General features: G+C 72.6%; 22 protein-coding genes and 2 pseudogenes. 12 read left to right on the top strand and 12 right to left on the bottom strand.

From position 1 onward, the window contains the following. Positions 1-49: 49 nt before the first annotated feature. Together HNR57_RS40420 and HNR57_RS33825 are read right to left on the bottom strand one after the other, a co-directional pair. A complete protein-coding gene (locus tag HNR57_RS40420; RefSeq protein ID WP_184566263.1) occupies positions 50-2,281 on the bottom strand; it encodes a serine/threonine-protein kinase in 2,232 nt (743 codons plus the stop codon). A gap of 62 nt (positions 2,282-2,343) precedes the next feature. Beyond that, on the bottom strand, positions 2,344-3,192 hold the full coding sequence (locus HNR57_RS33825; RefSeq protein ID WP_184566265.1) for an oxygenase MpaB family protein: 849 nt from the start codon (positions 3,190-3,192) through the stop codon (positions 2,344-2,346). A gap of 172 nt (positions 3,193-3,364) precedes the next feature. Here HNR57_RS33825 and HNR57_RS33830 point away from each other — a divergent pair, with 172 nt between their 5' ends. Further along, positions 3,365-4,882 (top strand): ABC transporter substrate-binding protein, encoded by a 1,518-nt coding sequence (locus HNR57_RS33830; protein ID WP_184566267.1) that lies wholly within the window; start codon positions 3,365-3,367, stop codon positions 4,880-4,882. A gap of 5 nt (positions 4,883-4,887) precedes the next feature. Beyond that, positions 4,888-6,645 (top strand): ABC transporter permease subunit, encoded by a 1,758-nt coding sequence (locus tag HNR57_RS33835; protein ID WP_184566269.1) that lies wholly within the window; start codon positions 4,888-4,890, stop codon positions 6,643-6,645. Between the two features lie 35 nt (positions 6,646-6,680). Here the strand turns inward: HNR57_RS33835 and HNR57_RS33840 are convergent, their stop codons facing one another. Together HNR57_RS33840 and HNR57_RS33845 are read right to left on the bottom strand one after the other, a co-directional pair. Then, positions 6,681-9,053, bottom strand: a complete 2,373-nt coding sequence (locus HNR57_RS33840) for a glycoside hydrolase family 65 protein (RefSeq protein WP_376772319.1) — start codon at positions 9,051-9,053, stop codon at positions 6,681-6,683. Continuing rightward, positions 9,050-9,913, bottom strand: a complete 864-nt coding sequence (locus tag HNR57_RS33845) for a universal stress protein (protein ID WP_184566333.1) — start codon at positions 9,911-9,913, stop codon at positions 9,050-9,052. Before HNR57_RS33845 ends, HNR57_RS33840 begins: the two co-directional genes overlap by 4 nt. Before the next feature lie 180 nt (positions 9,914-10,093). Between HNR57_RS33845 and HNR57_RS33850 the strand changes: the two genes are divergently transcribed. Then, a complete protein-coding gene (locus tag HNR57_RS33850) occupies positions 10,094-10,552 on the top strand; it encodes a Crp/Fnr family transcriptional regulator (RefSeq protein ID WP_184566273.1) in 459 nt (152 codons plus the stop codon). Positions 10,553-10,573: 21 nt separating this feature from the next. Here the strand turns inward: HNR57_RS33850 and HNR57_RS33855 are convergent, their stop codons facing one another. Then, positions 10,574-11,251, bottom strand: coding sequence for a helix-turn-helix domain-containing protein (locus tag HNR57_RS33855; RefSeq protein ID WP_184566275.1), 678 nt, complete (start codon positions 11,249-11,251; stop codon positions 10,574-10,576). A 22-nt stretch (positions 11,252-11,273) separates the two neighbouring features. Continuing rightward, on the bottom strand, positions 11,274-12,347 hold the full coding sequence (locus HNR57_RS33860) for a zinc-dependent alcohol dehydrogenase family protein (protein WP_184566277.1): 1,074 nt from the start codon (positions 12,345-12,347) through the stop codon (positions 11,274-11,276). Between the two features lie 173 nt (positions 12,348-12,520). On the opposite strand from HNR57_RS33860, the gene HNR57_RS33865 reads away from it, so the two are divergent. Next, entirely contained in the window at positions 12,521-12,883 is a 363-nt protein-coding gene (locus tag HNR57_RS33865; RefSeq protein WP_184566279.1) for an STAS domain-containing protein, read from the top strand. A gap of 5 nt (positions 12,884-12,888) precedes the next feature. Here HNR57_RS33865 and HNR57_RS33870 read toward each other — a convergent pair whose 3' ends face one another. The 3 genes from HNR57_RS33870 to HNR57_RS33880 all read right to left on the bottom strand — a co-directional run bounded on the left by HNR57_RS33870 (position 12,889) and on the right by HNR57_RS33880 (position 15,127). Continuing rightward, entirely contained in the window at positions 12,889-13,386 is a 498-nt protein-coding gene (locus HNR57_RS33870; protein WP_184566281.1) for a flavodoxin domain-containing protein, read from the bottom strand. A gap of 16 nt (positions 13,387-13,402) precedes the next feature. After that, positions 13,403-14,128 carry a CBS domain-containing protein gene (locus HNR57_RS33875; protein ID WP_184566283.1) on the bottom strand — a complete coding sequence of 242 codons (726 nt, stop codon included), beginning with the start codon at positions 14,126-14,128 and terminating at the stop codon, positions 13,403-13,405. 105 nt (positions 14,129-14,233) lie between these two features. Next, positions 14,234-15,127: a universal stress protein gene (locus tag HNR57_RS33880; RefSeq protein WP_184566285.1), complete on the bottom strand. Its 894-nt coding sequence runs from the start codon at positions 15,125-15,127 to the stop codon at positions 14,234-14,236. 261 nt (positions 15,128-15,388) lie between these two features. Between HNR57_RS33880 and HNR57_RS33885 the strand changes: the two genes are divergently transcribed. Continuing rightward, positions 15,389-16,090 (top strand): response regulator, encoded by a 702-nt coding sequence (locus HNR57_RS33885; RefSeq protein WP_184566287.1) that lies wholly within the window; start codon positions 15,389-15,391, stop codon positions 16,088-16,090. Positions 16,091-16,135: 45 nt separating this feature from the next. On the opposite strand, the gene HNR57_RS33890 is transcribed toward HNR57_RS33885, so the two are convergent. After that, on the bottom strand, positions 16,136-17,866 hold the full coding sequence (locus HNR57_RS33890) for a GAF domain-containing sensor histidine kinase (protein ID WP_184566335.1): 1,731 nt from the start codon (positions 17,864-17,866) through the stop codon (positions 16,136-16,138). A gap of 192 nt (positions 17,867-18,058) precedes the next feature. Between HNR57_RS33890 and HNR57_RS33895 the strand changes: the two genes are divergently transcribed. Beyond that, the gene (locus HNR57_RS33895; protein ID WP_184566289.1) at positions 18,059-18,946 is read left to right on the top strand and encodes a universal stress protein; all 888 of its coding nucleotides are present in this window, start codon (positions 18,059-18,061) and stop codon (positions 18,944-18,946) included. 4 nt (positions 18,947-18,950) lie between these two features. On the opposite strand, the gene HNR57_RS33900 is transcribed toward HNR57_RS33895, so the two are convergent. After that, positions 18,951-19,976 carry a 6-phosphofructokinase gene (locus HNR57_RS33900; RefSeq protein ID WP_184566291.1) on the bottom strand — a complete coding sequence of 342 codons (1,026 nt, stop codon included), beginning with the start codon at positions 19,974-19,976 and terminating at the stop codon, positions 18,951-18,953. A 207-nt stretch (positions 19,977-20,183) separates the two neighbouring features. Here HNR57_RS33900 and ppk2 point away from each other — a divergent pair, with 207 nt between their 5' ends. The 4 genes and pseudogenes from ppk2 (at position 20,184) to HNR57_RS33915 (ending at position 23,405) form a co-directional block, all read left to right on the top strand. Beyond that, positions 20,184-20,987, top strand: coding sequence for a polyphosphate kinase 2 (ppk2, locus tag HNR57_RS33905; protein WP_184566293.1), 804 nt, complete (start codon positions 20,184-20,186; stop codon positions 20,985-20,987). 124 nt (positions 20,988-21,111) lie between these two features. Continuing rightward, positions 21,112-21,699, top strand: a pseudogene (locus tag HNR57_RS33910) (AMP-binding enzyme); the annotation flags it as partial. Between the two features lie 60 nt (positions 21,700-21,759). After that, positions 21,760-22,190, top strand: a pseudogene (locus HNR57_RS39910) (ATP-binding protein); the annotation flags it as partial. Between the two features lie 147 nt (positions 22,191-22,337). Continuing rightward, on the top strand, positions 22,338-23,405 hold the full coding sequence (locus tag HNR57_RS33915; RefSeq protein ID WP_184566295.1) for an alkene reductase: 1,068 nt from the start codon (positions 22,338-22,340) through the stop codon (positions 23,403-23,405). 199 nt (positions 23,406-23,604) lie between these two features. On the opposite strand, the gene HNR57_RS33920 is transcribed toward HNR57_RS33915, so the two are convergent. Continuing rightward, a complete protein-coding gene (locus HNR57_RS33920) occupies positions 23,605-24,105 on the bottom strand; it encodes a PaaI family thioesterase (RefSeq protein ID WP_184566297.1) in 501 nt (166 codons plus the stop codon). A 92-nt stretch (positions 24,106-24,197) separates the two neighbouring features. Here HNR57_RS33920 and HNR57_RS33925 point away from each other — a divergent pair, with 92 nt between their 5' ends. Continuing rightward, positions 24,198-24,665, top strand: coding sequence for a winged helix-turn-helix transcriptional regulator (locus HNR57_RS33925; RefSeq protein ID WP_184566299.1), 468 nt, complete (start codon positions 24,198-24,200; stop codon positions 24,663-24,665). Positions 24,666-24,783: 118 nt separating this feature from the next. Next, positions 24,784-25,356 (top strand): TetR/AcrR family transcriptional regulator, encoded by a 573-nt coding sequence (locus HNR57_RS33930; protein ID WP_184566301.1) that lies wholly within the window; start codon positions 24,784-24,786, stop codon positions 25,354-25,356. The last annotated feature ends 106 nt before the right edge of the window (positions 25,357-25,462 follow it).

A 25,462-nucleotide genomic window follows, 5' to 3' on the forward strand; every position in this document is an offset into this window, starting at 1 on the left:
ACACGGGGTGATCCGGGTCGGCCAGACGGCGCCTGCCGCTCGCCCGGGGTCAGGGCGCCGCCGCGGCCCGCTGCTCCCGCAGGGCCGCCACTCTTCGGTACAGGGCCACGGCCTCGGCGCCGCGGCCGAGCTGTTCCAGGCAGTGGGCCTCGTCGTTGCGGCTGGCGAGGGTGTCGGGGTGGTCGGTGCCGAGGACGCGTTCGCGAGCGGTGGCCACATGCCGGTACTCGGTGAGCGCGTCGGCCCATCGGCCCAGCCAGCCGAGGCCGACGGCGACCTCGCGCAGGCTGACCAGGGTGTCCGGGTGGTCGGGGCCGAGGACCTGCTCGCGGAGGGCGGCGACCTCCCGGGACTCGGCGAGGGCCTCCTCCCAGCGGCCGAGCCGTCCGAGGTTGACGCAGCGGCCGTGGCGGGCGCGCAGGGTCTCGGGGTGGGTGGGGCCCTGGCTGCGGCTGCGGTCCTCGGCCAGGCCGCGGTAGAGGTCCAGGGCCTCCGCGCTGCGGCCGAGGCGGCCCAGGCTGATGCCGGTCTCGTGCCGGGCGGCGAGGGTGTCGGGGTGGTCGGGGCCGAGGGCGCGTCCGCGGGCCTCGGCGACCTCGCGGTAGGTCTCCAGGGCCTCGGGCCAGCGGCCCAGCTGGCCGAGCGCGTAGGCGACCTCGTAGCGGGTGACGAGCGTGTCGGGGTGGTCCGGGCCGAGGACCCGGGCGCGGGCGGTGGCCACCTCGCGGGCCATGCGGTACGAGTCCTCCAGGCGGCCGAGGCGGCTGAGGTTGAACGCGAGGTTGTGGCGGCAGCGCAGGGTGTCGGGGTGGTCGGGGCCCATGGTGTGCTCACGGGCGGTGAGCACCGAGGTGTAGACACGGTGGGCGTCGAAGGGGCGGCCCAGCTGGCCGAGCACGTAGGCCATCTCCTGACGGGCGGCCAGGGTGTCGGGGTGGTCGGCGCCGAGCGTGCGGATCCTGGCCTCGGTGACGTGCTTGTACTCGCGCAGGGCGTCCGCGGCGCGGCCGGTCCGGCTGAGGGTGAAGGCGACCTCGTAGCGGCTGGAGAGGGTGTCGGGATGGTCGGGGCCGAGGAGGTGCTCGCGTTCGGCGGCGACCGCCCGGTGCACCTCGCCCGCCTCCGCCCAGCGGCCGAGCCGGCCGAGGCTCAGGCCCGCGTTGTGCCGGCCGGCCAGGGCGGTCAGGACCTCGGTGGGCGGGGCGGGCCGCCGCGCGGGGGCGGGTGCTTCGATGACGGGGCCGGTGGCGGGCCGTGCGATCCACTCGCCGGACAGTCCCGCCGAGGGGTCGGCTGGTGTGGTGCGCAGACCCGTGCCGGTCGCCTTGTGACCGGTGGTCATGCCGCGGGTCCAGGACGGCAGCCGGGCCGCGCCCGCCGGGCCACCGGCGGCCGGGCGGGCCGCCGCGACGGCGGGCACGTACGCCGGCGCGGCCCGGTGGGCGCTGATCCGGCGGGCCAGCTCGCGGGCGTCGTCGGGTCGTTGCCCGGGTTCCTTGGCGAGCAGGTCGAGGACGACCCGCTCCAGGTATGCGGGCAGTTCGGCGCGGTGCTCGCGCGGCGGGCGGGGCGGGGTGTCGCGGTGGCCGACGAGGACCGCCCAGGCGTCGTCGAGGTCGAACGGCGGTACGCCGGTGGCGATCTCGTACAGGACGCACCCGAAGGAGTAGAGGTCGCTGCGGTGGTCGACCCCGTCGCCGCCGATCTGTTCCGGGGACATGTAGTGCGGGGTGCCCATGGCGATGCCGGTGCCGGTCAGCCGGGAGGTGAAGCCGATGTCGTGGCCGAGGCGGGCGATGCCGAAGTCGCAGATCTTCACCGTGCCGTCGCCGAGCCGCACGATGTTGGCGGGCTTCAGGTCCCGGTGCACGATGCCCTGTTCGTGGCAGTAGGCGAGGGCGGCGGCGACCTGCTCGGCGATCTCCACGACGTCCGCGACCGGCAGCGGGTGCTGCTTGTTGTCCTCCAGGAGCTGGCTGAGGTTACGGCCGTCCAGCAGCTCCATGACGAGGTAGAGGACGCCGTCGGACTCGCCGAAGTCGTGCACGACGGTGATGCCCCGGTGCTGCAGCGCGGCGGCCACCCGGGCCTCGCGGCGGAACCGCTCCCGCAGCACGCGGGTGAAGGCGTGGTCGTGGTTCGGGCCCAGCGGTTTGAGGCACTTGACGGCGACGTGCCGGCCCAGGGACTCGTCCCGGGCCCGCCACACCTCGCCCATGCCGCCGCGCCCGATCAGATCGAGCAGCCGGTACCGGCCCTGGATGAGCCTGCTGTCCCCCATGTCGCGCGACGCTCCCCCCGGTAGCTGTTCGCCCGCCCCCCTGGCCCACCCAGTATGGCGGCCTATCGTCCGAGTTTGTACGGGGCCGGGCGGGCACCGGGGCCGAGCCTCGCCATGGCCCGCAGAATGTGTTTGGGCGGGAGTTGCCACCGCACACGTGCGGGAACGCGGCGCAGCAGGAGGCCCGCGAGGCGCAGTTGGCGGGTGACGGTGGCGGGTGCGGGGGCCGGTCTGCCGTACAAGTCGTGGGCGTACGGCGGCAGAGAGGCGTACGCCAGATGTGCCACGCGCCGCCACAGCACCTCGCGCGCCGGTACGAGGAGCGGGTGCGTCGGCGGGCGGAGCAGGAAGTCGTCCACCTCGCGTGCCTCGGGTCCGGCGGCGAGGTCCGGGCGCACCTTCTCGAAGTACGCGGCCATCTCGGCCCGGTCGGCCGGTACGGCGTCGGGGTCGAGGCCCACGAGGCGGGCGCTTTCGCGGTGTTCGGCGACGTAGCGGTCGGCCTCGGCGTCGGTGAGCCGGAAGCCGGACCTGCGGGCGACGTGGAGGTACGAGTCGATCTCGGCGCAGTGCACCCACATCAGCAGGGCGGGTTCGTCGACACCGTAACGCTCGCCCGTGTCCGGGTCGGTCGCGGTCAGCATGCGGTGGATCCTGCGGACCCGGGCTCCGGCGCGCTCGGCCGCGTCGGTGGTGCCGTAGGTCGTCGTTCCGACGAAGCTCGCTGTGCGCATCAACCGGCCCCAGGCGTCGCGCCGGAAGTCGGAGTTCTGCATGACCCCGCGTACCGCGCGCGGGTGCAGGGCCTGGAGGTACAGCGCCCGGACGCCCGCGATCCACATCACGGGGTCGCTGTGGAGCTGCCAGGTCACCGATTCCGGACCGAACAGTCCCGGGTCCGCGCCGGTCATGCGCCTCACCTCCGCCCGGCGCACACGATGGCACAGGTCGAACAGCGGGTCGAGAGGCTCTCGTTCGGACCATGACCGTCCAGTCGTTGAGATTTCACCTACCCGGTTGATGGTTTGGTAAGGCTCCCCTTATATGCTGACGCCGCCGATCTCCCGCACGACAGGATCCGACATGCGCACCACCTCCCGCGGCCTCATAGCGGCGCTCGCCCTCACTCCCCTGCTGGCCGGCTGCTTCGCACCCGGGGACGGTGACGCGGGCACCGGGACGGGCTCGGGCGGGCGGCTACGGGTCGCGCTGGCCGTGCCGCCGGTACAGGCACTGTCCCCGTACAGCAACGACGCCACCGTGCTGAGCAAGCTGTCCGTCGCCGAGGGCCTCACCGCCCTCGACAAGAACGGCACCGCCAAGCCCGCTCTGGCGAAGTCCTGGAAGCAGAACGGCGACACCACCTGGACCTTCGAGCTGCGCAAGGCCCGGTTCCAGGACGGCACCGAGCTGACCGCCCAGGCCGTCGTCAACGCGCTCGACCACGCCGGCGCCGCCAAGCCCAAGCCCCGCGTCCTGAGCGACGTGTCACTGACCGCCAAGGCCGACGACGCCGACACCGTCACCCTCACCACCAAGTCGCCCGACCCGGTGCTGCCGCTGCGGCTGGCCAGCCCCGCCCTGGCGATCCTGTCGGCGAAGGCGTACGGGAAGGACGGTGCTGTCAGCCCCGTCGGCACCGGCACCGGCCCGTTCGAACTCACCCGGCTGAGCGGCAAGACCAAGGCCACGCTCGACCGCTTCGACGGCTACTGGGGCGGCAAGGCCAAGGCGCCCGGCATCGACGTCAGCTGGATCGCGGACGGGACGGCCCGCGCCAACGCCCTGCGCGGCGGCGAGACCGACATCGCCGAGTGGATCCCGACCGCCCAGGCGAAACTGCTCGACGACAAGACCCGTCACGAAGTCCCCTCGGTGCGCACCGACAGCCTGATCCTGAACACCGGAAGCGGCCTGTTCACCGACGCCGGCCTGCGCGCCGCCGCCCGGAAGGCCGTCGACGGCTCGGCGCTGGTCGACTCCGTCTTCGGCGGCTACGCCGACCCCGCGCAGGGCCTGTTCGGGCCCGCCGTTCCCTGGGCGGCCGGCAAGCGCGTCCCGGTGACGGGCCGTACCGGGGCCGCGACCGCCGCCGAGGTGAGGACCGACACCAAGGGCAGGACGCTGCGGCTGGCCACCTACACCAACCGGGCCGAGCTGCCCGAGGCGGCGACCGTGCTCCAGCAGCAGCTGGAGAAGGCCGGATTCACCGTGAAGCAGGACGTGCGCGAGTACACGCAGATGGAGGGCGACCTGCTCGCTGGGAAGTACGACGCCCTCGTCTTCTCGCGGGTGACGCTCCTGGACACCGGTGACGCGGTCGACTACCTCGCCAGCGACTTCACCAGCGACGGCGTCTACAACATCGCCGGTCTGAAGGACGCCGCGGTGGACAAGGCCATCCGGGCCGCAGCAGCCGAGCGGGACACCGCCGGGCGCCAGGAGAAGATCATGCGGGCGGAGGCGGCGATCCTGCGCACCGACGCGGTGGTGCCGCTGGTCCACGAGCAGGCCGTGCAGGGTGTCGCGGACGGCGTCGAGGGCGTGATCCTCGACCCGCGCGAGCGGTCCCTGATCGACGTCGACACGCACCTGAAGTAACCCGCATGAGCCTCGCGCACGCCCCCGCCGCCGCCCGCCCGTCCCTCTGGCCGGCGGCGGCCGGCCGTGTGCTCGCCGGTGGTGCACTGCTCGGCGCCGTGGCCCTGCTCCCCTGGCTGTCCGGAGCCGACCCGGCCCGGACGGTGCTGCGGGCGCGCTCCGCCGACCAGAACCCCACACCCGCCGAACTCGCCGCCGTGCGCGGCCAACTGGGGCTGGACGAGGGGCCCCTGGTCCACCTCGCGCACTGGCTGGGCGGCCTCCCGCGCGGGGACGCGGGCGTCTCGTGGGTCTCCGGCGCACCGGTCATGCCGCAGGTGGGCACGGCCCTGTCGGTCTCCCTGACGCTGATGCTGGGAGCGTTCGCCGTCACGGCGCTGGTCGCCGGACTGGTGTGCGCCCGTACGGTCTTCCTCGGTGCCCGGCGCCGGCTGCGGCAGGACCGGGCGGGCACCACCGCCGCCGTCCTCGCGTCGCTGCCGAAGTTCCTGCTCGCCTCGGTGCTGGCCACCGTGTGCGGGGTGTGGTGGGGATGGTTCCCGTCCAGCGGGTGGGAGGGGCCGCAGTCGATGCTGCTGCCCTCGCTCGCCCTCGGCATCCCGTCGGGCGCGATGCTCGGCGGCCTGCTCGACCAGGCGCTGCCCGCCGCCTTCCACGAACCCTGGGCGCGCACGGCGTACGCCGTCGGCCTCCCGCCCGGCCGCATCGCCCGCAACGCGCTGCGCCGCACCCTGCCCGGCGTCCTGCCGCAGCTGCTGCCGACCGTCGTGGCGCTGGTCGGCGGCGCGGTCGCCGTGGAGAAGATCTTCAACATCCCGGGGCTGGGCCGGCTCTCGCTCGACTCCGCCGTCGCGCAGGACCTCCCGGTGCTGCAGACCGCGACGCTGGCTCTGGTCCTGCTCGGCGTGAGCGCGGGGGTCGTGATCCGCGCCCTGCGTCACGCACTCCTCGGCCGGACCCTGCGCGACGGCGCCCTGCCCGCCCTGCACCGGCCCTCGCTCACGGTGCCGTCGTCCCTGCGCTGGATCACCACCGGCTGCGCCCTCGTCCTGCTCGGCCTGGTCACCGCGGGCCTGCTGCGCGATCCGCTCCAGGTCGACACGGCGGCACGGCTGCTGCCGCCGTCCCTCGACCACCCTCTGGGTACGGACGCGCTGGGCCGTGACCTGCTGGCCCGGCTGGGCCACGGTGCGCTGCGCACCGCGGGGGTCGCCCTGGTCGTCACGGCGGTCAGCGCCCTCACCGGACTGCTGCTGGGCATGGCACCCCGGGCGAGCGCCGGCCCGACGGAGGTCGTGTCGACGCTGCCCGCCGTCCTCGCCGGCCTGCTGATCGCGGGGGTGACCGGGCCTTCGGTGTGGGGCGCCGCGAGCGCGGTCTGCGCGGTGGGCTGGAGTCCGTACGCCGCCCAGACCGCCGCGCTGCTGGAGCAGGAACGTGCGAGCGGGCACATCGCCGCGTCCGTCGCGCTCGGCGCGGGGCGGCTGCATCTGCTGCGCCGCCACCTGCTCCCCTCGGTGGTCCCGCCCCTCCTGCGCAACGCCCTGCTCCGGCTGCCCACGACCGTCCTGGTCCTGGCCTCGCTCGGCTTCCTGGGCCTGGGCGAGCAGCCGCCCACCCCCGAGTGGGGGCGCCTGCTCTCGGAGAACCAGCCGTACGCCGAACTGGCCCCCTGGACCGTGCTGGGTCCGGCCGCCGCGCTCGTGGTGCTGTCGGTGCTGGCGGTGACGGGCAGCGTACGGGGACGGGGGAAAGGCGCATAGGGGCGTCGGCGCATAGGGGCGCGGGGCCACTCTCCTCAGCGGTCCGTGAGGACCAGCCGGCAGGTCTCCCCCGGTTCCACGCCGATCGCCCGGTCGGGCAGCTCGACGTCGATCGGCGGGAGGCCGGACGGCGGTACGGCGATCTCCAGCAGCCCGCAAGTCAGCCGCAGCCGTATGCCCCAGTGGCCCCGGTAGCGGATGGAGAAGCCGTACGAGGACAGCTCGGGCAGCGGCACGGGGTCCAGCCACAGCGACCCCGCACGGGTCTCCAGGCCGGGCAGCCCCCGCTGGACGAGGTCGAGGGTGCCGGCCATGGCACCCAGGTGGACGCCCTCGCCGGTGGTGCCGCCCTGGAGGTCGGCGATGTCGCCGCGCAGGGCCTCCTGGCAGTAGTGCCAGGCCTCGGCGCGCCGGCACCGGGCCAGGACCCAGCCGTGGACCAGGCCGCTGAGGGTGGACCCGTGGCTGGTGCGGGCCAGGTAGTAGTCGACGGTGCGCTGCCAGGTCTCCTCGTCCAGCCGGTGACCCAGCCTGCGGAACAGCCGCCGGAGTTCGGACGCTGAGAAGAGGTAGCCGAGCATCAGCACGTCGGCCTGTTTGGACGCCTTGTAGCGGTTGACGCTGTCGTCCTCGGCCTCCAGGATCCGGTCCAGGCGCCGGATGTCGCCGTAGCGTCCGCGGTAGGCGTCCCAGTCGAGTTCGGCCAGATCGCCGTAGCCCTCGAACTGGCTGATGACCCCGTCGTGGAAGGGGACGTGGAGCGTGCGGGAGACGTCGTTCCAGCGGTCCGGTTCCCCGTCGTCCAGGGCGATGCGTTCGACGAGTTCACGGCGGCGCGGTTCGGGCAGGATGCGCAGCACCTCCAGGGCGCGGTCGAGGACCCAGGCCGCGGTGACGTTGGTGTACGCGTTGTCGTCCAGGCCGGGACGGTCGGCGTCCGGGTAGGCCTCGTGGTATTCGTCGGGGCCGATCACGCCCCGGACGCGATGCCGTCCGAGGTTCTCGTCCCAGGTGGCCGAGTCGGCCCAGAAGCGCGCGGTCTGCAGCAGCATCTCGGCGCCCTCGGTGTGCAGGAACTCCGCGTCGCCGCTGGCCTCCCCGTACTGCCACACGTTGTAGGCGATCGCCGAGCCGACGTGGTGCTGGAGGTGGGTGTGGTCCGGCAGCCAGCGGCCCGAGCGGGGATTGAGGTGCAGGCGCTGGGTCTCCTCCCGTCCGTCGCTCCCGCTCTGCCACGGGTACAGCGCGCCCCGGCGGCCGACGGCCCGGGCCGCGGCACGGGCCCGGTCGAGGCGCCGGTGACGGTAGTGGAGCAGGGCGCGGGACACCTCGGGGAAGTGCAGGTTGAGGTAGGGCAGGACGAACAGCTCGTCCCAGAAGACGTGCCCGCGGTAGGCCTCGCCGTGGAGCCCGCGGGCCGGTACGCCGACGTCCAGCTCCGCGGTGTGCGGGGAGAGGGTCTGGAGCACGTGGAAGAGGTGCAGGCGCAGGATGGCTCCGGCTTCCCCGGGGACGTCGAGTTCGGCCCGGCGCCACAGTTGGTCCCAGGCGGTCCGGTGTGATGCCAGCAGGTCCTCGAAGCCCGGTGCCGCGCCTGCCCGTTCCACCGCCGCCTGCAACGGGTCGCTGATCGCGGGGTCGCGTGAGGTGTGCAGGGCGATGATCTTGTCGACGGTGACGGTACGGCCGGGGGCGAGGGGCAGGGTGGCGCGCTGCACGGCGTGTGAGGGTTCGTGCGTGTCGGTGACCGGCTCCCGGGTGGTCAGCCGCGCGGCCATACCGATCCGGATGTCCGAGGTGCGGGTGCGGCAGCGCAGCCAGACCGTGCCGGGTACGGCGGTGCCGGTGTGCACATGGGTCAGGTGGCGGCCGTCCAGGTCGCGGTAGCGCGGCACCCCGGCGTTGCCGACCGCCCCGTCGAGCGCGGCCTCGATCTCCAGCTCGCCGGTGAAGTTCTCGGCGGTGAAGTCGGTGCGCAGCGCGGCGAGGTGCGGGTCGCCCATGTGCACCAGCCGTTGCTGCCGCAGGGACAGTGCCCGTCCGTCGCCGAGGGCGTACCGGGTGCGGCGCTCCAGCAGTCCCGAGTCCAGGTGGAGGGTCTGGAGGTGGTCGAGGACGGTCGCCGAGTCCGGGGTGAGCCACTGTCCGCCTGCGGGGCGGAAGCGCAGGGGAAGCCAGTTGGGGAGGTTGACGAGGTCCTCGTTCTCGACGCGGCGTCCCGCGACCTCGGAGGTGAGCCGGTTGTAGCAGCCTGCCGCGTAGGTGCCCGGGTAGTGCACGTCGTCCGCCGTGCACTCGGGCAGCGCTCCGCGGGTGGCGAAGTAGCCGTTGCCCAGCGTGCACAGCGACTCGCGCAGCCGTTCCTCCGCGGGGCGGTACCCCGCGTATTCCCAGGACCGGTCCGTCACGGGCCCGGCTCCCGCCGGACCTGCTGCGGCACCACGGCCACGGGGCATGCGGCGTGGTGCAGCAGCGTGTGGGCGACCGTGCCGAGCTGGAGCCCGAAGTGGCCCTGCCGGCGTCGCGCTCCGACGATGACCAGGTCGGCAGCGGCCGAGCGGTGCACCAGCGCCTTGCGGGCCGGGCCCTCGACCGCGGCGGGGCGCACCCGGACGCCGGGGTGATCGGCCAGGGCGTCGCGGAGCAGGTCGTCGAGTTCGGTGCGGGCCCGCTCCTCGTGGTCCCGGCCGGGTTCGTGCGCGGGGCGGCGCCAGGCCCGGACCACATCCAGGACACATCCGCGGGCCTCGGCCTCACGGAAGGCGAAGCGCGTCGCCTCCTCGCCGGTGGCCGGGGTTCCGGCACCGAGCAGGATCCTCTGGTGGGTCCCCGCCAGGCCGGCCTTGTCGCCGCGCACCACGATCACCGGGCAGTGGGCGCGGGCCGCGACGGCCAGCCCGACGGAGCCGAGCAGCAGTCCCTTCAGCTCGCCGTGGCCCCGCGAACCGGTCACCAGGGCGGTGGCGTTGTCGCCCTCGCGCAGGAGGGCGTCCGTCGCCCCGGAGAGGAGGACGTCGGTGGACACCTTCACACCGGGGTCGCGCCGCCGGGAGCGTTCCGCCGCGGAGGCGACGATGTGGTCGGCCATCACCTGCCCGGCAGGGCGGTCCGGGCCGACCGACGGTGTGCGGACCTCGTACCGCTCCCAGAGGGAGCCGTGGACCAGCCGCAGGGGAAGCCCGTGGCGGGCCGCCTCGTCCACCGCCCAGTCGACCGCCGGCAGGCTGCCGTCGGACCCGTCGACGCCCACGACCAGGGGGAGTTTCATCGTCATCGTTCCCACCGCCTCGTCCGCGGCATGGTGCCGATCCACTCCCACCGTCGCATCTGCCGCAGCCGGACGCGAGGGGCGTTCGGGCCCCTGGCCGGGGCCGTTCGGCCCGTGGTGCGACGCCCGGGCGGGGCACAGGCTGAGGTCAGCAGTCCGAGGTTCTGAAGGGAGCCGACCATGACCTCCACGCCCAATCTGGCCACGGGCCTCACCGCCGGGCACCGCGAGCGGCTGATGCGGGTGGCCCGCGAGGTGTCCTTCGACGCGGACACACGCCTGTTCGAGGAAGGGCGGCACGCCGACCGGTTCTGGATCGTGCGCACCGGGACGGTCGTGCTCGACCTGCACGTCCCGGGGCGACGGGCCGCTGTCATCGAGTCCCTGGGCCACGGCGAGCTGGTCGGCTGGTCGTGGCACTTCCCGCCGCACGTGTGGCATCTGGGCGCGGAGGCGGTGAGCCCGGTGCGCGCCTACGAATTCGACGCGGAAGCCGTACGGGCGATGTGCGACCGGGACCCCGAGTTCGGCCGCGCGGTCGCGGACTGGGTCGGCCGGGTGGTCGCCCACCGGCTGCACGCGTCGCGGGTCCGGCTCCTCGACCTGTACGCCCCCTACGGCAGCGGCAGCGCGCTGTGAGCGCGCCGGGGGTGAACCCGTTCAGACGACCGTGATCCGGCGCCCGGTGACGGCGACGGGCTCGATGCGCAGCCACAGGTCACGCCGGCCGCCCGCCCAGGGGGTGCTGTACGCCTGCTCTTCGAGACGGGCGACCTCATCCGGATCCGTCACCGTCGTCGCGGGCCCCCGCACCAGGACGCTCCAGCCCTCGCTGAACGCCTCGTCGATGCGGTCGGCCTCGAAAGCGACCTGGTGGCCGTCCGCCTGTGCCGGGGTCGTGCCGGGCGCGGTGCGGAAGACGATCCCGCCGTCGATGACGCTGTAGTTGACCGGGATGACGACCGGCCCGGCGTCCTCGGGCACGGCGAGACGTCCCACTCCGTGCGTGGAGAGCAGGGAGCGGCACTCCGCCTCGGTCAGCTCCGTGAACCGGGGTGCGCGGGCGGCCCGGCCGAGGCCGGGCGGCAGTTCGGTGTCGCCACCGGTCAGGTGCCACACCGTGGTCTTCAGCGCTCCGGCCAGCCGGAGGAGGGTGCCCGCGCCCGGGTCGGCCGGCGGCCGCTCCTCCAGGTACTGGAGGTAGGCGGGCGACATTCCCGCCTGGGCGGCCGTCTCCTGCCGGCTCATGCCGAGTTCCGTACGCCGCTGGGTGATCCGGCGTCCGAGGTCGCCCGCCGGGTGGCCTTCCACGGCGTGCGACGAAGGCCGTTCGGTCATGACTCGTCACCTCTCTCGTTGGTCAGGCCGCCTGGTAGGGGACTACTTCCTCGTGCGGCTCCTCGCCCAGCACGACCTTGAGCGCACCGGTGTCGGCGGCCCGGGCGAACACGTCGTACGCCTCCTCCATGTGGTTCAGCGGGAACGTGTGCGTGACCAGCTGCCCGGTGGGCAGGCGGCCTGTGGCCGCCATCCGGAGCAGCGTGGGTGTGGAGTACGTGTCCACCAGCCCCGTGGTGATGGTGACGTTCTTGATCCACAGGTCTTCCAGATGGAGGGTCGCGGGTTCGCCGTGCACGCCGACGTTGGCGACGTGGCCGCCGGGCCGGACCATGCGCGTGCAGAGTTCGAAGGCCTCCGGGACGCCGACCGCTTCGACGACCACGTCCGCGCCCAGTCCGCCGGTGAGGTCCGCGATCAGCTGTTCGGGAGCCTCCCGGGCGTCCGCGACGGCGTCCGCGCCGAGGCGTTTGGCCGCGTCCAGCCGTGCGGGGGCCAGGTCCACCGCGATGACGCGCTCCGGAGCGAACAGCCGGGCCGTCGCGACGGCCGCGAGCCCGACGGGGCCGGCGCCGACGACGGCGACGGTGTCTCCGGGACGCACTTGCCCGTTGAGGACGCCGACCTCGTAGGAGGTCGGGAAGATGTCGGCCAGCAGCACGGCGTCCTTGCTGTCCAGGGTGCTGGGCAACGGGTGTACCGAGAGGTCCGCGTACGGCACGCGGACGTACTCGGCCTGGGTGCCGTCGGTCAGGTGGCCCAGGATCCAGCCTCCGCCGCCCCGGCACTGCCCGTACGTGCCCTCACGGCAGTACCGGCAGCGGCCGCAGGCGGTGATGCAGGAGACCAGCACCCGCTCGCCCGGCCGCACGGTGCGTACGTCGCCGCCGATGTCGACGATCTCGCCGACCGCCTCGTGCCCCAGCACCGTGCCCGGGCGCACCTCGGGGAGGTCGCCTTTGAGGATGTGCAAGTCCGTTCCGCAGAGGGTGACGGCGTCGACGCGCACGATGGCATCGGTCGCCTCCCGGACGCCCGGATCCGGGACGTCCTCCCAGGCGGACTGTCCGGGACCGTGGAAGACGTAGGCCTTCATGGCGGTACCTCCTCGTCGGCGCGGGCGATGTGCCGGAATCGCACCGCAGTTCCAGCTTGGCGCGGATCGGCCGGACGCGCTTGGGCCGGTCGGCCCCGGCCCCCCTCACGGCCCTGGTCGGCCAGGGCCGATCGGCCCTACCGGACCCCGGCCCGCCGGGCTTTGCTCGTACCATGCCCGACATCCCCGGCGGGTCCGCGCCGCCGCCTCCGGAGCACCCGGCCCGCGTCGTCACGCTGCACGGCGAACTCGACCTGCGCACGGCACCGGCGCTGAGGGCCCGCCTCGACGTGGTGACCGCCGGATCCTGTCCCGACCTGGTGCTGGACCTGCGTCCGGTGTCGTTCATCGACTGTGCGGGGCTGGGGGTCCTGTGCCGGGTACGCAACCGCGTTCGGGCACGGCACGGCCGGCTGCGGCTGGTCGTCGGCAGCACTCATCTCCCGCGCGTCCTGCGGCACACCGGTCTGGCCGGGTTCTTCGAGGTGCTCCCCGGCATGCCCGTCGCGGAGACCGCCGACAGGGCGGCGCTCTGACCGCGTCACACGACAGCCGGCTCGTGGGCGATCTTCGCCGCCCATGCCTCGATCCGCTCGAAGTCGCGGAAGTCCCCGCCCTTTCCGTTGCGCAGGATCATTCGCGCGACCCAGCCCTTGGCACCCTCACGGAGGCAGCCGCCGAAGGTGACGTGCTCCCTGACGTCCAGCCGGGCCATGGCCCGCTTCACCCCGGGTACGGGCGGGATGTCCCGCTCCGAGGCCGAAGGGTCGAGCGGGCCGCTGCTGAAGAACCACAGCGGACGCCGGGCCAGGTCCTTCCGATGGCGGCGGACGAAGCGGCGGGCGTCCTTGTGCCAGTGGCCCGCGTACAGGCCGCCGCCGACCACGACGGCGTCGTAGGCCGCCACGTCCGGCACGGCGCCGGCCGGGAGGGCGTCTGCCGTCAGCCCCTCCTTGCGCAGGACCTCGGCGATGGTTTCGGCGATCTCCGCGGTCGATCCGTTCGTCGTCCCGTAGGCGACGAGCACGTTCGTCGGCATGACGGTCCGCCTCCTCTCACAGTTTGCGCAGCCGGTCGTCGGCCACGCCGTGCAGCGGCTGTTCGTCCGGCCGCGGCCGGGTGTCGTCCAGATGCCAGGTGAGCTCGTCGACGACCGCCACGACGCCGTCGGTCCGCCGCGCCATGGCGACGGCGATCTCCGTCTCACTCCTGCGTTCCAGCCGTCCGTTGAGGGTGACCACGCCCTCCGTGACGGAGACGTCGATGCTGTGCGGCGTCAGCCACAGCACGCGCACCAGCACCCCCTCGATCACCTCGTCGCGGATGTCCCCGTCGGGCCGCAGGAAGACCTGGAGCAGATCGCGCCGGGTGACGAGGCCGACCAGCCGGTCCTCCTCGTCGAGCAGCGGCAGCCTCTTCACGCCCCGCCGGGCCATGGTGCGCGCGGCCTCGACGATGGTGTCCTCGGCGTAGGCGGTGACGGGCGGCGCGCTCATCAGCCGGCCGGCGGTCGGGCCGGTCGCCGCGGCGCGCCCGCGAACGGGTGACAGCCGCCGGAACCCGAGACTGCGGCGTGTGCGGTGCGGGTCCGGGGCCGCTGCCCGATGGCCCACGAGGTCGGACGCGGTGACGACACCGATGACCCGGTCGTCGTCGTCCACCACGGGCAGCCCGCCGATCCGGTGCTCGGCCGGCAGCCGGGCGACCCCCTCGGACGACGTGTCGTACAGGGCCCGCACCACGTTCATGGTCATCACGGAGCCGACCTTGTCGTGTTGCATGGTCTTCCTCCGATTTCTTCGGCTCTTCGAGCATCCGGCGGACGGGGGCGCCGTCGCATGGGCTGTCCGGGTCCGGCCCGGGGCCCGACCGGCCCCGGGCCGGAGTCAGGCCCGCTCGGGGACGACCGCCACCGGACAGGCCGCGTGGTGCAGCACGGCATGCGTGACCCGGCCGATGTGGAGGCCGAAGCGACCGTGGGGCTGTCTTGCGCCGACCACGAGCAGGGCGGCATCGGCCGAGGCGTCGAGCAGCACGGTCCGGGCCTGTCCCTCGACGATCCGCCGGCGCACCTCGACGTCCGGTTGTTCCCCGGCCGCCACGCGCAGTCCGGTCTCCAGGGCTTCGGAGGCCCGCCGGTGCACCTGCGCCGATTCGCCGGTGAAACCGGGATGGTCGGACATCTCGTGCGCGGGCCGGTGCCAGGCCCGTACGGCCTCGACCGGGGCGGCACGCCGGGCCGCCTCCCGGAAGGCGAACCGCACCGCGTCCGAGTCCGCCGGTCCGTCGGGGACCCCGACGACGACGGGGCGGCCCTTCCGGTGCCCGGGCCGGTTGTCGTGGTCGCCGCGCACCACGATCACCGGGCCGTCGGTCCGCCCGGCGACGGCGAGGCAGACCGACCCCAGCAGCAGTTCGGCGGCACCCCCGCGGCCGCGTGAGCCCAGGACCAGCGCCGCGGCCTTGTGCGCCGCCCGGCGCAGTACGGGCACCGGCCCTTCGGGCACGACCTCGGTGGTGACCGGCAGGCCGGGGACCCGCGCCCGGGCGCGCTTGGCCGCGGCCACCGCGAGGACGCCGGTGAGCAGCCGCTCCGACGCCGGCTCCCGGCCTGCGGGGAAGACCGCGTGTTCGTAGCACTCCCACAGGGACGCGTACACCACGTGCAGCGGAACCCCACGCAGGGCTGCCTCGTCGGCCGCCCAGTCCACGGCCCGCAGACTCGCCTCGGAGCCGTCCACGCCGACCACCACGGGCTGGTCCGCCGTCCTCGTCCGCATCCTCTCCACCTCCGGCGCAGGCCTGATGGCTCGAGTGTCGCTCCGGCGGGCCGTCGCGGTGCAGAGGCCACAGGTCCCCTGCCGGGACCGACCGGCCCTGCCGCGCCGGCCGGAGCCGGGACCGGCCGGGCGGGAGGGCGCTGCGCCATCGGCATGACTGGGGCCGGTCGGCCCTAGTGCACACGGCCCATGCCCGTGATGATCGTGAGCACGGGCGGTCCCGGTCCGTGCTCACGGCGTCCAGGGAAGCGAGGGGTCCTGATGAGCGAGTCACGCAGCTTCAGCCAGGAGCGCCCGATCCGGGTCTTCCTGCTCGACGACCACGAGGTGGTCCGCCGTGGTCTGGCCGACCTGCTGGACGCCGAACCCGACATCGCGGTGGTCGGTGACGCCGAGAACGTCGAGCACGCGCTGGCGCGGGGCCCGGCGCTACGCCCCGACGTGGCGGTGCTCGACGTACGCCTGCCCGACGGCGACGGCATCACCGTCTGCCGGGAGCTGCGCAGCCGCATGCCCGGGCTGGCGTGTCTCATGCTGACCTCGTTCGACGACGAGGAGGCCCTGCTCGACGCGATCATGGCCGGCGCTTCCGGCTATGTCCTCAAGCAGATCAAGGGCTCCGACCTGGTCTCGGCGGTGCGCACGGTCGCTTCCGGGAGGTCCATGCTCGACCCGGAGACCACCGCCCGGCTGATGCGCTCGCTGCGCGCCGGCCCCTCCGAACAGCCGGCCGTCGCCCCCGAGCTGGCGAGCCTGTCGCCGCGCGAGCGGGAGATCCTCGTTCTGATCGGGGACGGTCTGACCAACCGCGAGATCGGCAAGAAGCTCTACCTGTCCGAGAAGACCGTCAAGAACCACATCTCCCGGCTGCTGGCCAAGCTCGGCGTCCAGCGCCGCGTCCAGGCCGCGGTCCTCGCGTCACAACTGGAGCAGCCGGAGCCGAGCGAACGCCCGGGGCACTGAGCCGGACACAGCGCCCCCGGGAAGCCGACCGCGGCACGCCGGCCCTCAGCCCTTCGCCGGCCGGACCGGTACCCGCCACTCCACCCGGGTGCCGCCGCCTTCGGGGTGTTCGCCGAGACGGAGGCGGCCGCCGAGCGCGGCGGCCCGCTCTTCCATGTTCCTGAGCCCGCTGCGCACGGCATGGGCACGGATTCCGCGTCCGTCGTCGGTCACCGTGAGCGTCAACTCGCCCTGGGCGAACGTCAGATACACGTCCACGGAGCGCGCTTCGGCGTGCCGGGCCACATTGCTCAGGGCCTCGCCCAGGACCGCGACCGCGTGATCGGCGACATCGCCGGGCACGTCCGTGTCGACCAGCCCCTCGATGCGTACCGCGGGGGCGAAGCCCAGGGACGAGGTGGCGGCCGTGACCGCCTCCGACACCCGGGCGCGCAGGCCGCTGCCCTCCCGGGTGCCGCCCTGCGCACGCAGCCCGAAGATCGTGGACCGGATGATCTTGATGGTCTCGTCCAGGTCGTCGACCGTCCGCGAGAGTCTCTCCTCCGCCTCGGGGTGGTCGATGAAGCGCTGGGTGCTCTGCAGGGTCATCCCGGCCGCGAACAGGCGCTGAATGGCCAGGTCGTGCAGGTCGCGGGCGATCCGGTCACGATCCCGGAGCAGCGCGATCTGCTCGGCGTCCCGGCGCCGCTGGGCCAGCTCCAGGGCCAGCGCCGCCTGCCCGGCGAACCCCAGCAGGGGGCGCGTGTCGGCGTCCGTGAACGGCGTACGGCCCACCGCGCGCCCGAGCAGGAGCACACCACCCGCCTTGCCGCCGGCCTCCAGCGGAACCCCGACCACGGGCCCGACGCCGGCCCACTGCGCGGCGTCCCGGCCGGTCCGCGCGTCCTCCTGGATGTCCGCGCTCACCACCGGCGCGGCCGTGGTCAGGACGGCGGCCACGAACCCGTCCTGACCGGAGATCACGAGGCCGCTGCGCCGGCCTGCGTCCAGCCCGACGGCGAGCAACGGCCGCAGCGTGTTCTCCTCCGGCACCCGCTCGGCGATCATCCCGACGTCGGCGTCGGTGATCTGCCGGGCCTGTTCCACAATCAGTTCCAGGACGTCCGTGCTCGGCGCGCCCGACAGCAGGGCGCGCGTGACCTCGGAGCTTGCGCCCAGCCACCGCTCGCGCAGCCGCGTCTCCTCGAACAGCCGGGCATTCTCGATCGCCACGCCCGCCGCCACCGCGAGGGTGGCCAGCACCGACTCGTCCTCGGCGTCGAACTCCGCCGCGCCGCGCTTCTCGGTGAGGTAGAGGTTGCCGAACACCTGCTCGCGCACCCGGATGGGCACACCCAGGAACGAGTGCATCGGCGGGTGGTGGGGCGGGAAGCCGTACGACGACGAGTGCTCGGAGAGCTCCGCCAGCCGCAGCGGCTCGGGGTGCCGGATCAGCTCGCCCAGGATGCCGTGCCCGCTGGGCAGTTCGCCGATCCTGGCCCGCTGCTCGTCGCTGATGCCGACGGTGTGGAACTCGGAGAGCATGCGGTCGTCTCCGATGACACCCAGCGCCCCGTACTCGGCGTCCACGAGCACCACGGCGGCCTCGACGATGCGCCGGAGCACCTGCGGCAGATCCAGCTCCCGACCGACCGACAGCACCGCTTCGAGCAGGTTGTGCACCCGGTCCTGAGTGCCGCGCGCCGCGTCGATCCGCGCCTGGAGCTCGTCCAGCAGCTCGTCCAGCCGCAGCTTGGGCAGACGCTGCTCGGAACGCCCGGGCCGTTCCCCGCTCATCGTCTCCTCCGACCGGTTCCCGCGGCGCACCCGCGAGGGCACCTTCTCCGACTCACGATAGTGGGTCACGGTGGCCTGGGCCGCGGGCGTCAGACGGCTCATGCGACGGTCCGGACGCATCGGCGGTACCGCCGTGGAACAGTGGAGGAGAGGAGACTCGGCGCCCGTGCGGGCCGGACTAAGGAGGCCAGGATGCGTCCCCTTGTGCTGGCGGGCATCGACGGATCCGAGTGCGCAGCGGCAGCCGCCGGCTGGGCGGCGCGGGAGGCCGCGCTGCGCGGCGTTCCGCTACGGCTGCTGCATGCGTCTCCGCGGCTTCCCGGGACCACCGTTCCGCGCCCGGCCCTGGACCGAATGCGCTTCATGGGCGTCCGGTTGACGCAGCGGGCGGTCGAGGACCTCGCCGGCCGCCACCCGGACCTCGCAGTGGAGGGCGGGCAGGCCGACGAGGACCCGGTCGACGCTCTTCTCGGTGCGGCACGCGATGCCGGGCTCCTCGTCGTCGGCACTCGCGGGACGGGCGGTTTCGAGGGGCTGGCGGTCGGCTCGGTCGCCCTGCGGATGGCGGCAGCGGCCCCTTGCCCTGTCGTACTCGTCCCGCCCCGCCCCGGCGCCTACGCCGACGCGGCGCCCGCGACCCGCCGCACCGGCCGGATCGTGCTGGGTTTCGACGCCCACCGTCCGGTCGGTGAGGCGGCCGGCTTCGCGTTCTCGGCCGCCGAGGCGCGCGGGGCACGCCTGCGCGTGGTGCAGGCCTGGGGCCTGCCCGCCGAGTCCGTTTCCTCCCGCACCCTGGTGGTGACCGAGGAGGACCGCGCCACCTGGGAGGACCAGGAAGTCCTGGAGCTCTCCGACGCCGTGCGGCCGTGGCAGGAGAAGCACCCGCGAGTTTCGACCGCCACCGATCTCATGCTGCTCCATCCCGCGGAAGCGCTGCTGAACGCCTCCCGGAACGCGGACCTGCTCGTCGTGGGGCGCCGCACCGAGCCGGCCGCGGCCGAGGGCCGGCTGGGCCCGGTCACTCACGCCGTACTGCACCATGCCCGCTGCCCGGTCGCGGTCGTACCGCACGGAGGATGACGGCTCAGCCGAAGAACACCTCGAACTCGTCGTACAACGACGGCTCCACCGTCTTGTTCTGGGCGGTGGCGTCCGCGAGGGGCACGCGGACGATGTCGGTGCCCTTGAGGGCGACCATGCGGCCGAAGTCCCCTTCCTCGACCGCGTCGATGGCGTGCAGCCCGAAACGGGTGGCCAGCCACCGGTCGAAGGGGCTCGGGGTGCCGCCGCGCTGGATGTGACCCAGGACCGTGGTGCGGGCGTCCTTCTGGGTGCGTGCCGAGATCTCCTGGGCCAGCCATTCGCCGATGCCGGACAGCCGCACATGGCCGAACTCGTCCAGCGACTGGTCCTTGAGGATCAACTGCCCTTCCTTGGGGACAGCCCCTTCGGCCACGACGACGATCGGCGCGTAATTGATCTCGAACCGGCGCATCACCAGCTCACAGACCTGATCGATGTCGAACGGCCGCTCGGGGATGAGGATGACGTTGGCGCCGCCCGCGACACCGGCGTGCACGGCGATCCAGCCGGAGTGGCGTCCCATCACCTCCACCACGAGGGCGCGCATGTGTGATTCGGCGGTGGTGTGGAGGCGGTCGATGGCCTCCGTCGCGATGCCGACGGCGGTGTCGAAGCCGAAGGTGTAGTCGGTGCCCGAGACGTCGTTGTCAATGGTCTTCGGCACGCCGACCAGGTTGATCCCCTGCCGGCTGAGCTCTGTCGCCGCCCCGAGCGTGTCCTCCCCGCCGATCACGACGAGCGCGTCCACATCGTGCGCGGCCAGGGTGTCCCGCACCCGTTGCAGCCCGTTCTCGTGCTTGAAGGGGTTCGTCCGGGAGGAACCGAGGATGGTTCCGCCCCGGGGGAGAATCCCTCGGACGCTGGAGATGTCCAGCGGCACGACGTCGTTCTTGAGCAGGCCGAGCCATCCGTCCCGCACACCGACGAAGTCGAACGAGTACTCCTGTACGCCCTTGCGTACGACACTGCGGATCACCGCGTTGAGGCCGGGGCAGTCACCGCCCCCGGTCAGCACTCCGACCTTCATGGGCCTTCTCCCGTCCGCCGTGCCCCGGGGCATGTGGTCGCTCCTTCCAGCCTCCCCCGGTTCCGACGACGGTTGCCACTCGGCGGACGCCGACCGGCGGACCCTGGGGAGAACCGGCCCGCTCACGCCGTCCGCCGTGCGGAGCTCCCTGCCCGCCAGTACGGTGCCTGCACGGCGCGTTGATGGAATCCCGGAGCGGGAGACGGCATGACGGACAGCAAGGCGGCGAAACTGCCGCGCAAGGCGTACGAGAAGGAACTGCTGCGTCTCCAGACGGAGTTGGTCAAACTCCAGGAGTGGGTGCGGGCGGAGGGTGCCCGGCTGGTCGTCGTGTTCGAGGGGCGTGACGCGGCCGGCAAGGGCGGCACCATCAAACGGGTCACCGAGCACCTCAACCCGCGGGTCGCACGGATCGCCGCGCTGCCGAAGCCCACCGAGCGCGAGCGCACCCAGTGGTACTTCCAGCGTTACGTCGAGCACCTGCCGGCCGCCGGGGAGATCGTGCTGTTCGACCGGTCCTGGTACAACCGGGCCGGCGTCGAACACGTGATGGGCTTCTGCACCAAGGAGGAGTACCAGCTCTTCCTGCGCCAGTGCCCGATCTTCGAACGGATGCTGGTGGAGGACGGCGTCCTGCTGCGCAAGTACTGGTTCTCGGTCAGCGACACCGAACAGCAGGAGCGCTTCCGCAAGCGTCTGGAGGACCCGCTGCGCCGCTGGAAGCTGTCGCCGATGGACCTTGAGTCGATCACCCACTGGGAGGCGTACTCGCGCGCCAAGGACGCGATGCAGGTGCACACCGACATCGCCGAGGCACCGTGGTACGTCGTGGAGAGCGACGACAAGCGCCGGGCCCGGCTGAACATGATCGCCCACCTGCTGGAGTCCGTGCCGTACCACGAGGCGCCCCCGCCGGTGCTGGAACTGCCCGAACGACCGCCCTCGACCGGCTACCAGCGCCCCCCGCGCGACCTGCAGACCTACGTTCCCGACCACGCCGCACACCTGTGACGCGCCGAGGTCAGAGCCCTCGTACCTGCGCATCTACACTGCCCACGACACCCGCGCCCCGATCCTTATGCCGGGTGCGTCGAAGTCCCGCGCCGACAGCGCGGTCACGCTCACGAGCCGGTGCCCGCAGGGCGTCGACGGCGCGATCGTCGTGCGGCTCCCGCTGCCGCCCGGCGCACTGCCCACGCTCTGGCAGGACGACGACCGGTACGTCGCCTCCTACCTCTCCCCCTACACCGGCTACTACCTGACCGGCGACAGCGGTCACATCGACGACGGCTACGTCTTCGTCATGGGCCGCACCCATGACGTCATCAACGTCGCCGGACACCGCCTATCCACCGGCAGCAGTGAAGAGGCCCTGGCCGCCCATCCCGACGTCGCCGAATGCGCCGTCATCGGCGTCGCCGACGCCCTGAAGGGGCAGGTACCGCGCGGCTTCGTCGTCCTGGAAGCCGACGTCGAGCGCGAACCGGGCGAGGTCGAGGCCGAACTCGTCCAGCTCGTGCGCGAGCGCATCGGCGCCGTCGCCTCCCTCAAGGACGTCGCGGTAGTAGCCGCCCTGCCCAAGACCCGCTCGGGAAAGATCCTCCGCAAGACGATGCGCGGCATCGCCGACGGGCACGACGAACCCATCCCCTCCACAGTGGACGACCCCGGTGTCATCGAGGTCCTGCACCCTGTTCTCCGCCGCGCCGGTCACGCCCCGTGATCGACTGTCGCCTTCCCTGGCTGACGGTGGGCGGGCGCGCCCGGCGGACTGCCCATCGAAGCCTTTGACGCCGATCATGTCGCGACCTGGAGTCTCCCCAGCGACCCGGCAGACGTCTCCACGGCCCGCGCCCAGGCATCCGATCAACTGACCGCCTGAGGGCTGGAAGAACTGGCCTTCATCACCTTCAGTCCGCCCTGACGTGCGAAGTCTCCGACGCTAGCAGCACCGCCCCGCACCTGCGTCGCGCCCGGGTCTTCGACGAGGGCGGCCGGGGCCTGCTCCTCCTCGTCCAGCCCACCGAACACTGGAGCGCACGGCACAACCGCGAGGGCAAGGTCGTCTGGGCGGAGCAGGCGATTCCAGCAACCGTTGCGGAACTCTCATCCGCTCTGGCTTCTTGCGCGAGTTGCGCCGCGCGGCTCGTGCCCCATGCCGGGACCCACTTGCCACAGCCCACCCGACCGCATAGCATTACGATCGTAATATGATAGGCAGATGCCGACTCCGACTCGGTCGGCGGGCGCAGGGCGGGTGCGTCTTCGGACCCGGAAGCAGAAGAGCCCGGTGTCCACGTCCACGCGGTGTCCGCCCCCGCCCCTTTTTGGAACCACCACCCATCACCTGAGGAATCACCCATGCTCAACGCCCTGTGGAACCCGACCGTCGTCGGAGAGATCTCCCTGCCGCACCGGCTGGCCATGGCCCCCCTGACCCGCAGCAGGGCCACCCCGGACGGCGTGCAGACCGAGCTGAACGCCGAGTACTACGCCCAGCGCGCCTCGCACGCGCTCATCATCACCGAGGGCACCCAGCCCTCCGCCGACGGCCAGGGCTACCCGGTGACCCCGGGCATCTACACCGAGGAACACATCGCCGGCTGGCGCAAGGTCACCGACGCCGTACACAAGGCCGACGGACGCATCGTCATCCAGCTGATGCACACCGGGCGCATCTCCCACCCGGACAACACCCCCCACCACCGGCAGCCGGTGGCACCCTCCGCGATCAAGCCGGCTGGCCAGACGTTCACCCCGTCCGGGCTCCAGGAGATGCCGGAGCCGCGCGAGCTGTCCACCGAGGAGGTCGCCGCGACGGTCGACGACTTCCGGCGCGCCGCCGCAGCCGCCATCGCGGCCGGCGCCGACGGCGTCGAGATCCACGGGGCCAACGGCTACCTGGTCAACCAGTTCCTCTTCCCCAGCGCCAACCAGCGCACGGATCAGTACGGGGGCTCCCTCGACAACCGCATCCGTTTCGCGGTGGAGGTCGCCACGGCCGTGGCCGACGAGATCGGCGCCGGCCGCACCGGCATCCGGCTCTCTCCCGGCAACCCCTTCAAGCTCAACGACCTCGCGGAGAGCGACCCGCACGAGCTCTACCCGCACCTCCTGCGCGCCCTCGCCCCCCTCAACCTCGCCTACCTGCACATCGGCCACGGCGGCGACGAGGAACTCCTCTTCACCCTCCGCAAGTTGTGGCCGACCACGCTGATCCTCAACCGGGCCGGTGCCGACATCGCCACCCGCGCCAAGGACATCGAAGAAGGTCTGGCCGACGTCGTCACCGTCGGCACCATGGCCCTCGCCAATCCCGACCTCGTCGAGCGCGTACGCTCCGGCGCCCCCCTGAACACCCCCGACCCCGCCACCTTCTACGGCGGCGGCGCGGCCGGCTACACCGACTACCCCACCCACGCCGCCTGACGAAGAGCACGGTGCCCGAAGGGATCATCTCCTTCGGGTGCCTGGGCACGCCTGCGGCGCACGGCGGCCGGCACCCCGAGGAGTCATCGGGCTGCCACCGACGTGCGCCGCAGGCGTTTCACCTCGCACTCCGGGGTTCTGCGCCGAGATCGAGGGAGTCCGACATCACGGCCAGACCGATACCGGTCGCCGCCGAGGCTCACCTCTGCGAGGGAGGCACCGGGAAGAGCATGCAACTGCTGGTGGCGTGGGCGAGCAGACGGTCATTCGCGTCGACCAACTGCGCCTGAGCGAGGGCGGTTTGACGGCCCTTGTTGACGACCGTACCGATGGCGCGCACCGTGCCCGTGTCCACGGTGATCCGCCGCAGAAACTTCACGGTCAGGTCAAGTGACGTGTACCCCACACCTTGTGGAAGGGTGGACTGGACGGCACAACCCGCCGCCGAGTCGAGCAAGGTGGCAAAGATGCCGCCGTGCACGCTGCCGATCGGGTTGTAGTGCTCCTCACCCGGGGTCAGGGAGAAGACCGCCCTGCCGGGCTCCACCTCGCTCAGAGTGAAGTCGATGGAGTAGTTGATGGGCGGCCCCGGCAGTCGCCCCGCCTGCAACTCACGCAGGAAGTCGATGCCGGCCATGCGTCCGGCAGCTTCCGCCAGGATCGCGGGATCTTCCCATTGATACGTACGCGTTCGTCCCACGACCGGGCACCTTCCATCTGACTTTTGAAGGTGAAGCTAGCTTCCCGCTCACCTGACTGTCAATGACGAAGCCAGGCCCCTACGATGGCGGGATGGAGTGGCTTGAGGCGAGCACGGAGAACTGCCCCGTCCAGCGCACGCTCGACGTGGTCGGAGAGAAATGGACGTTGCTGATCCTGCGTGACGCCGTCAACGGAGTCCGCCGCTTCGACGACTTCCACCGCCACATCGGCCTGTCGGAAGCCGTCCTCAGCGACCGCCTCCGGAAGCTGATCGCGGCCGGCATCCTGAAGACCGTCCCCTACCAGGAGCCGGGCAGCCGCTCGCGCAACGAGTACCGCTTGACCCGCAAGGGCTGGGATCTGTGGCCGGTCCTGATGGCGCTGAGCCAGTGGGGCGAGGCGTACGCCGTCGGCCCCGAGGGGCCCGTACTGGACATCCGTCACACCGACTGCGACGCCCCGGTCCGCGTCATCGTCGAGTGTTCCGCGGAGCACTCCACCCTTACCGCCGCGGAAGTCACCGCCCGACTCGGACCCGGTGCCCGCATCCGGTCGTGAGTACGCCGGCCATGCGGACGCCGGACATGGGCACGCCGGTCATGATATTACGCGCGTCAGGCCATGGATTACCCTTGAGTGCGAAGCATGGGCCTTACGGAGCGAACGGAGGAAGCTCGTGGTGCGCTACGCCAAGGAGCACAAGCAGGTGACGCGGCGACGCATCATCGAGAAGGCCGGCCACCGGTTCAAGCAGGACGGCATCGACGGCTCGGGCATCTCCACACTGATGGCGGACGCGGGGCTCACCAACGGAGCCTTCTACGCCCACTTCGCGTCCAAGGACGACCTCGTCGCCCATGTCGTGGCCGAGGAACTGCACACGCAGGTCACGAGGTACGGCACCCTGCGACCCGGCCGCCCGGGACTCGAGGACCTCATTCGCGAGTACCTGTCCCCCGAGCACCGGGACCACCCCGGCCTCGGATGCCCCTCCGCCGCCCTCCTCGACGAGATCGGCCGCTGCGAGGACGGGACCAGGCAGGCCTACAGCGACGGCGCGTGGGCCATCCTGGAGGAGATCTCCGCCCGCCTTACACCCGAGGACCCGCGGTCCGCTCAGGCCAAGGCCATCGGGCTCTTCACCATGCTGGTGGGAACGTTGCAGCTGTCCCGCGCCCTGTCCGACCAGAAGCGCGCCGATGAGGTCCTTGAGCTGGGGATCGAGAACGCTCTCGCGTTCATGGGGTGAGGCGGAAGGCGGGGTCGCGTCAGTGAACGGGTGCCTCGAGCCGCTCACCCAAAGGGCGCCACGACCCTGAGGCACCATCCTCGGCCCAGACTACGACCGCACCGCA

This window comes from Streptomyces paradoxus, assembly GCF_014202475.1.
In the GTDB taxonomy this organism is placed as follows: domain Bacteria; phylum Actinomycetota; class Actinomycetes; order Streptomycetales; family Streptomycetaceae; genus Streptomyces; species Streptomyces paradoxus.

Coding starts and splice junctions, on each gene's coding strand:
- HNR57_RS40420 (WP_184566263.1), bottom strand. CDS start 2,281: ATGGGGGACAGCAGGCTCATCCAGGGCCGGTACCGGCTGCTCGATCTG.
- HNR57_RS33825 (WP_184566265.1), bottom strand. CDS start 3,192: ATGACCGGCGCGGACCCGGGACTGTTCGGTCCGGAATCGGTGACCTGG.
- HNR57_RS33830 (WP_184566267.1), top strand. CDS start 3,365: ATGCGCACCACCTCCCGCGGCCTCATAGCGGCGCTCGCCCTCACTCCC.
- HNR57_RS33835 (WP_184566269.1), top strand. CDS start 4,888: ATGAGCCTCGCGCACGCCCCCGCCGCCGCCCGCCCGTCCCTCTGGCCG.
- HNR57_RS33845 (WP_184566333.1), bottom strand. CDS start 9,913: ATGAAACTCCCCCTGGTCGTGGGCGTCGACGGGTCCGACGGCAGCCTG.
- HNR57_RS33850 (WP_184566273.1), top strand. CDS start 10,094: ATGACCTCCACGCCCAATCTGGCCACGGGCCTCACCGCCGGGCACCGC.
- HNR57_RS33855 (WP_184566275.1), bottom strand. CDS start 11,251: ATGACCGAACGGCCTTCGTCGCACGCCGTGGAAGGCCACCCGGCGGGC.
- HNR57_RS33860 (WP_184566277.1), bottom strand. CDS start 12,347: ATGAAGGCCTACGTCTTCCACGGTCCCGGACAGTCCGCCTGGGAGGAC.
- HNR57_RS33865 (WP_184566279.1), top strand. CDS start 12,521: ATGCCCGACATCCCCGGCGGGTCCGCGCCGCCGCCTCCGGAGCACCCG.
- HNR57_RS33870 (WP_184566281.1), bottom strand. CDS start 13,386: ATGCCGACGAACGTGCTCGTCGCCTACGGGACGACGAACGGATCGACC.
- HNR57_RS33875 (WP_184566283.1), bottom strand. CDS start 14,128: ATGCAACACGACAAGGTCGGCTCCGTGATGACCATGAACGTGGTGCGG.
- HNR57_RS33880 (WP_184566285.1), bottom strand. CDS start 15,127: ATGCGGACGAGGACGGCGGACCAGCCCGTGGTGGTCGGCGTGGACGGC.
- HNR57_RS33885 (WP_184566287.1), top strand. CDS start 15,389: ATGAGCGAGTCACGCAGCTTCAGCCAGGAGCGCCCGATCCGGGTCTTC.
- HNR57_RS33890 (WP_184566335.1), bottom strand. CDS start 17,866: ATGAGCGGGGAACGGCCCGGGCGTTCCGAGCAGCGTCTGCCCAAGCTG.
- HNR57_RS33895 (WP_184566289.1), top strand. CDS start 18,059: ATGCGTCCCCTTGTGCTGGCGGGCATCGACGGATCCGAGTGCGCAGCG.
- HNR57_RS33900 (WP_184566291.1), bottom strand. CDS start 19,976: ATGAAGGTCGGAGTGCTGACCGGGGGCGGTGACTGCCCCGGCCTCAAC.
- ppk2 (WP_184566293.1), top strand. CDS start 20,184: ATGACGGACAGCAAGGCGGCGAAACTGCCGCGCAAGGCGTACGAGAAG.
- HNR57_RS33915 (WP_184566295.1), top strand. CDS start 22,338: ATGCTCAACGCCCTGTGGAACCCGACCGTCGTCGGAGAGATCTCCCTG.
- HNR57_RS33925 (WP_184566299.1), top strand. CDS start 24,198: ATGGAGTGGCTTGAGGCGAGCACGGAGAACTGCCCCGTCCAGCGCACG.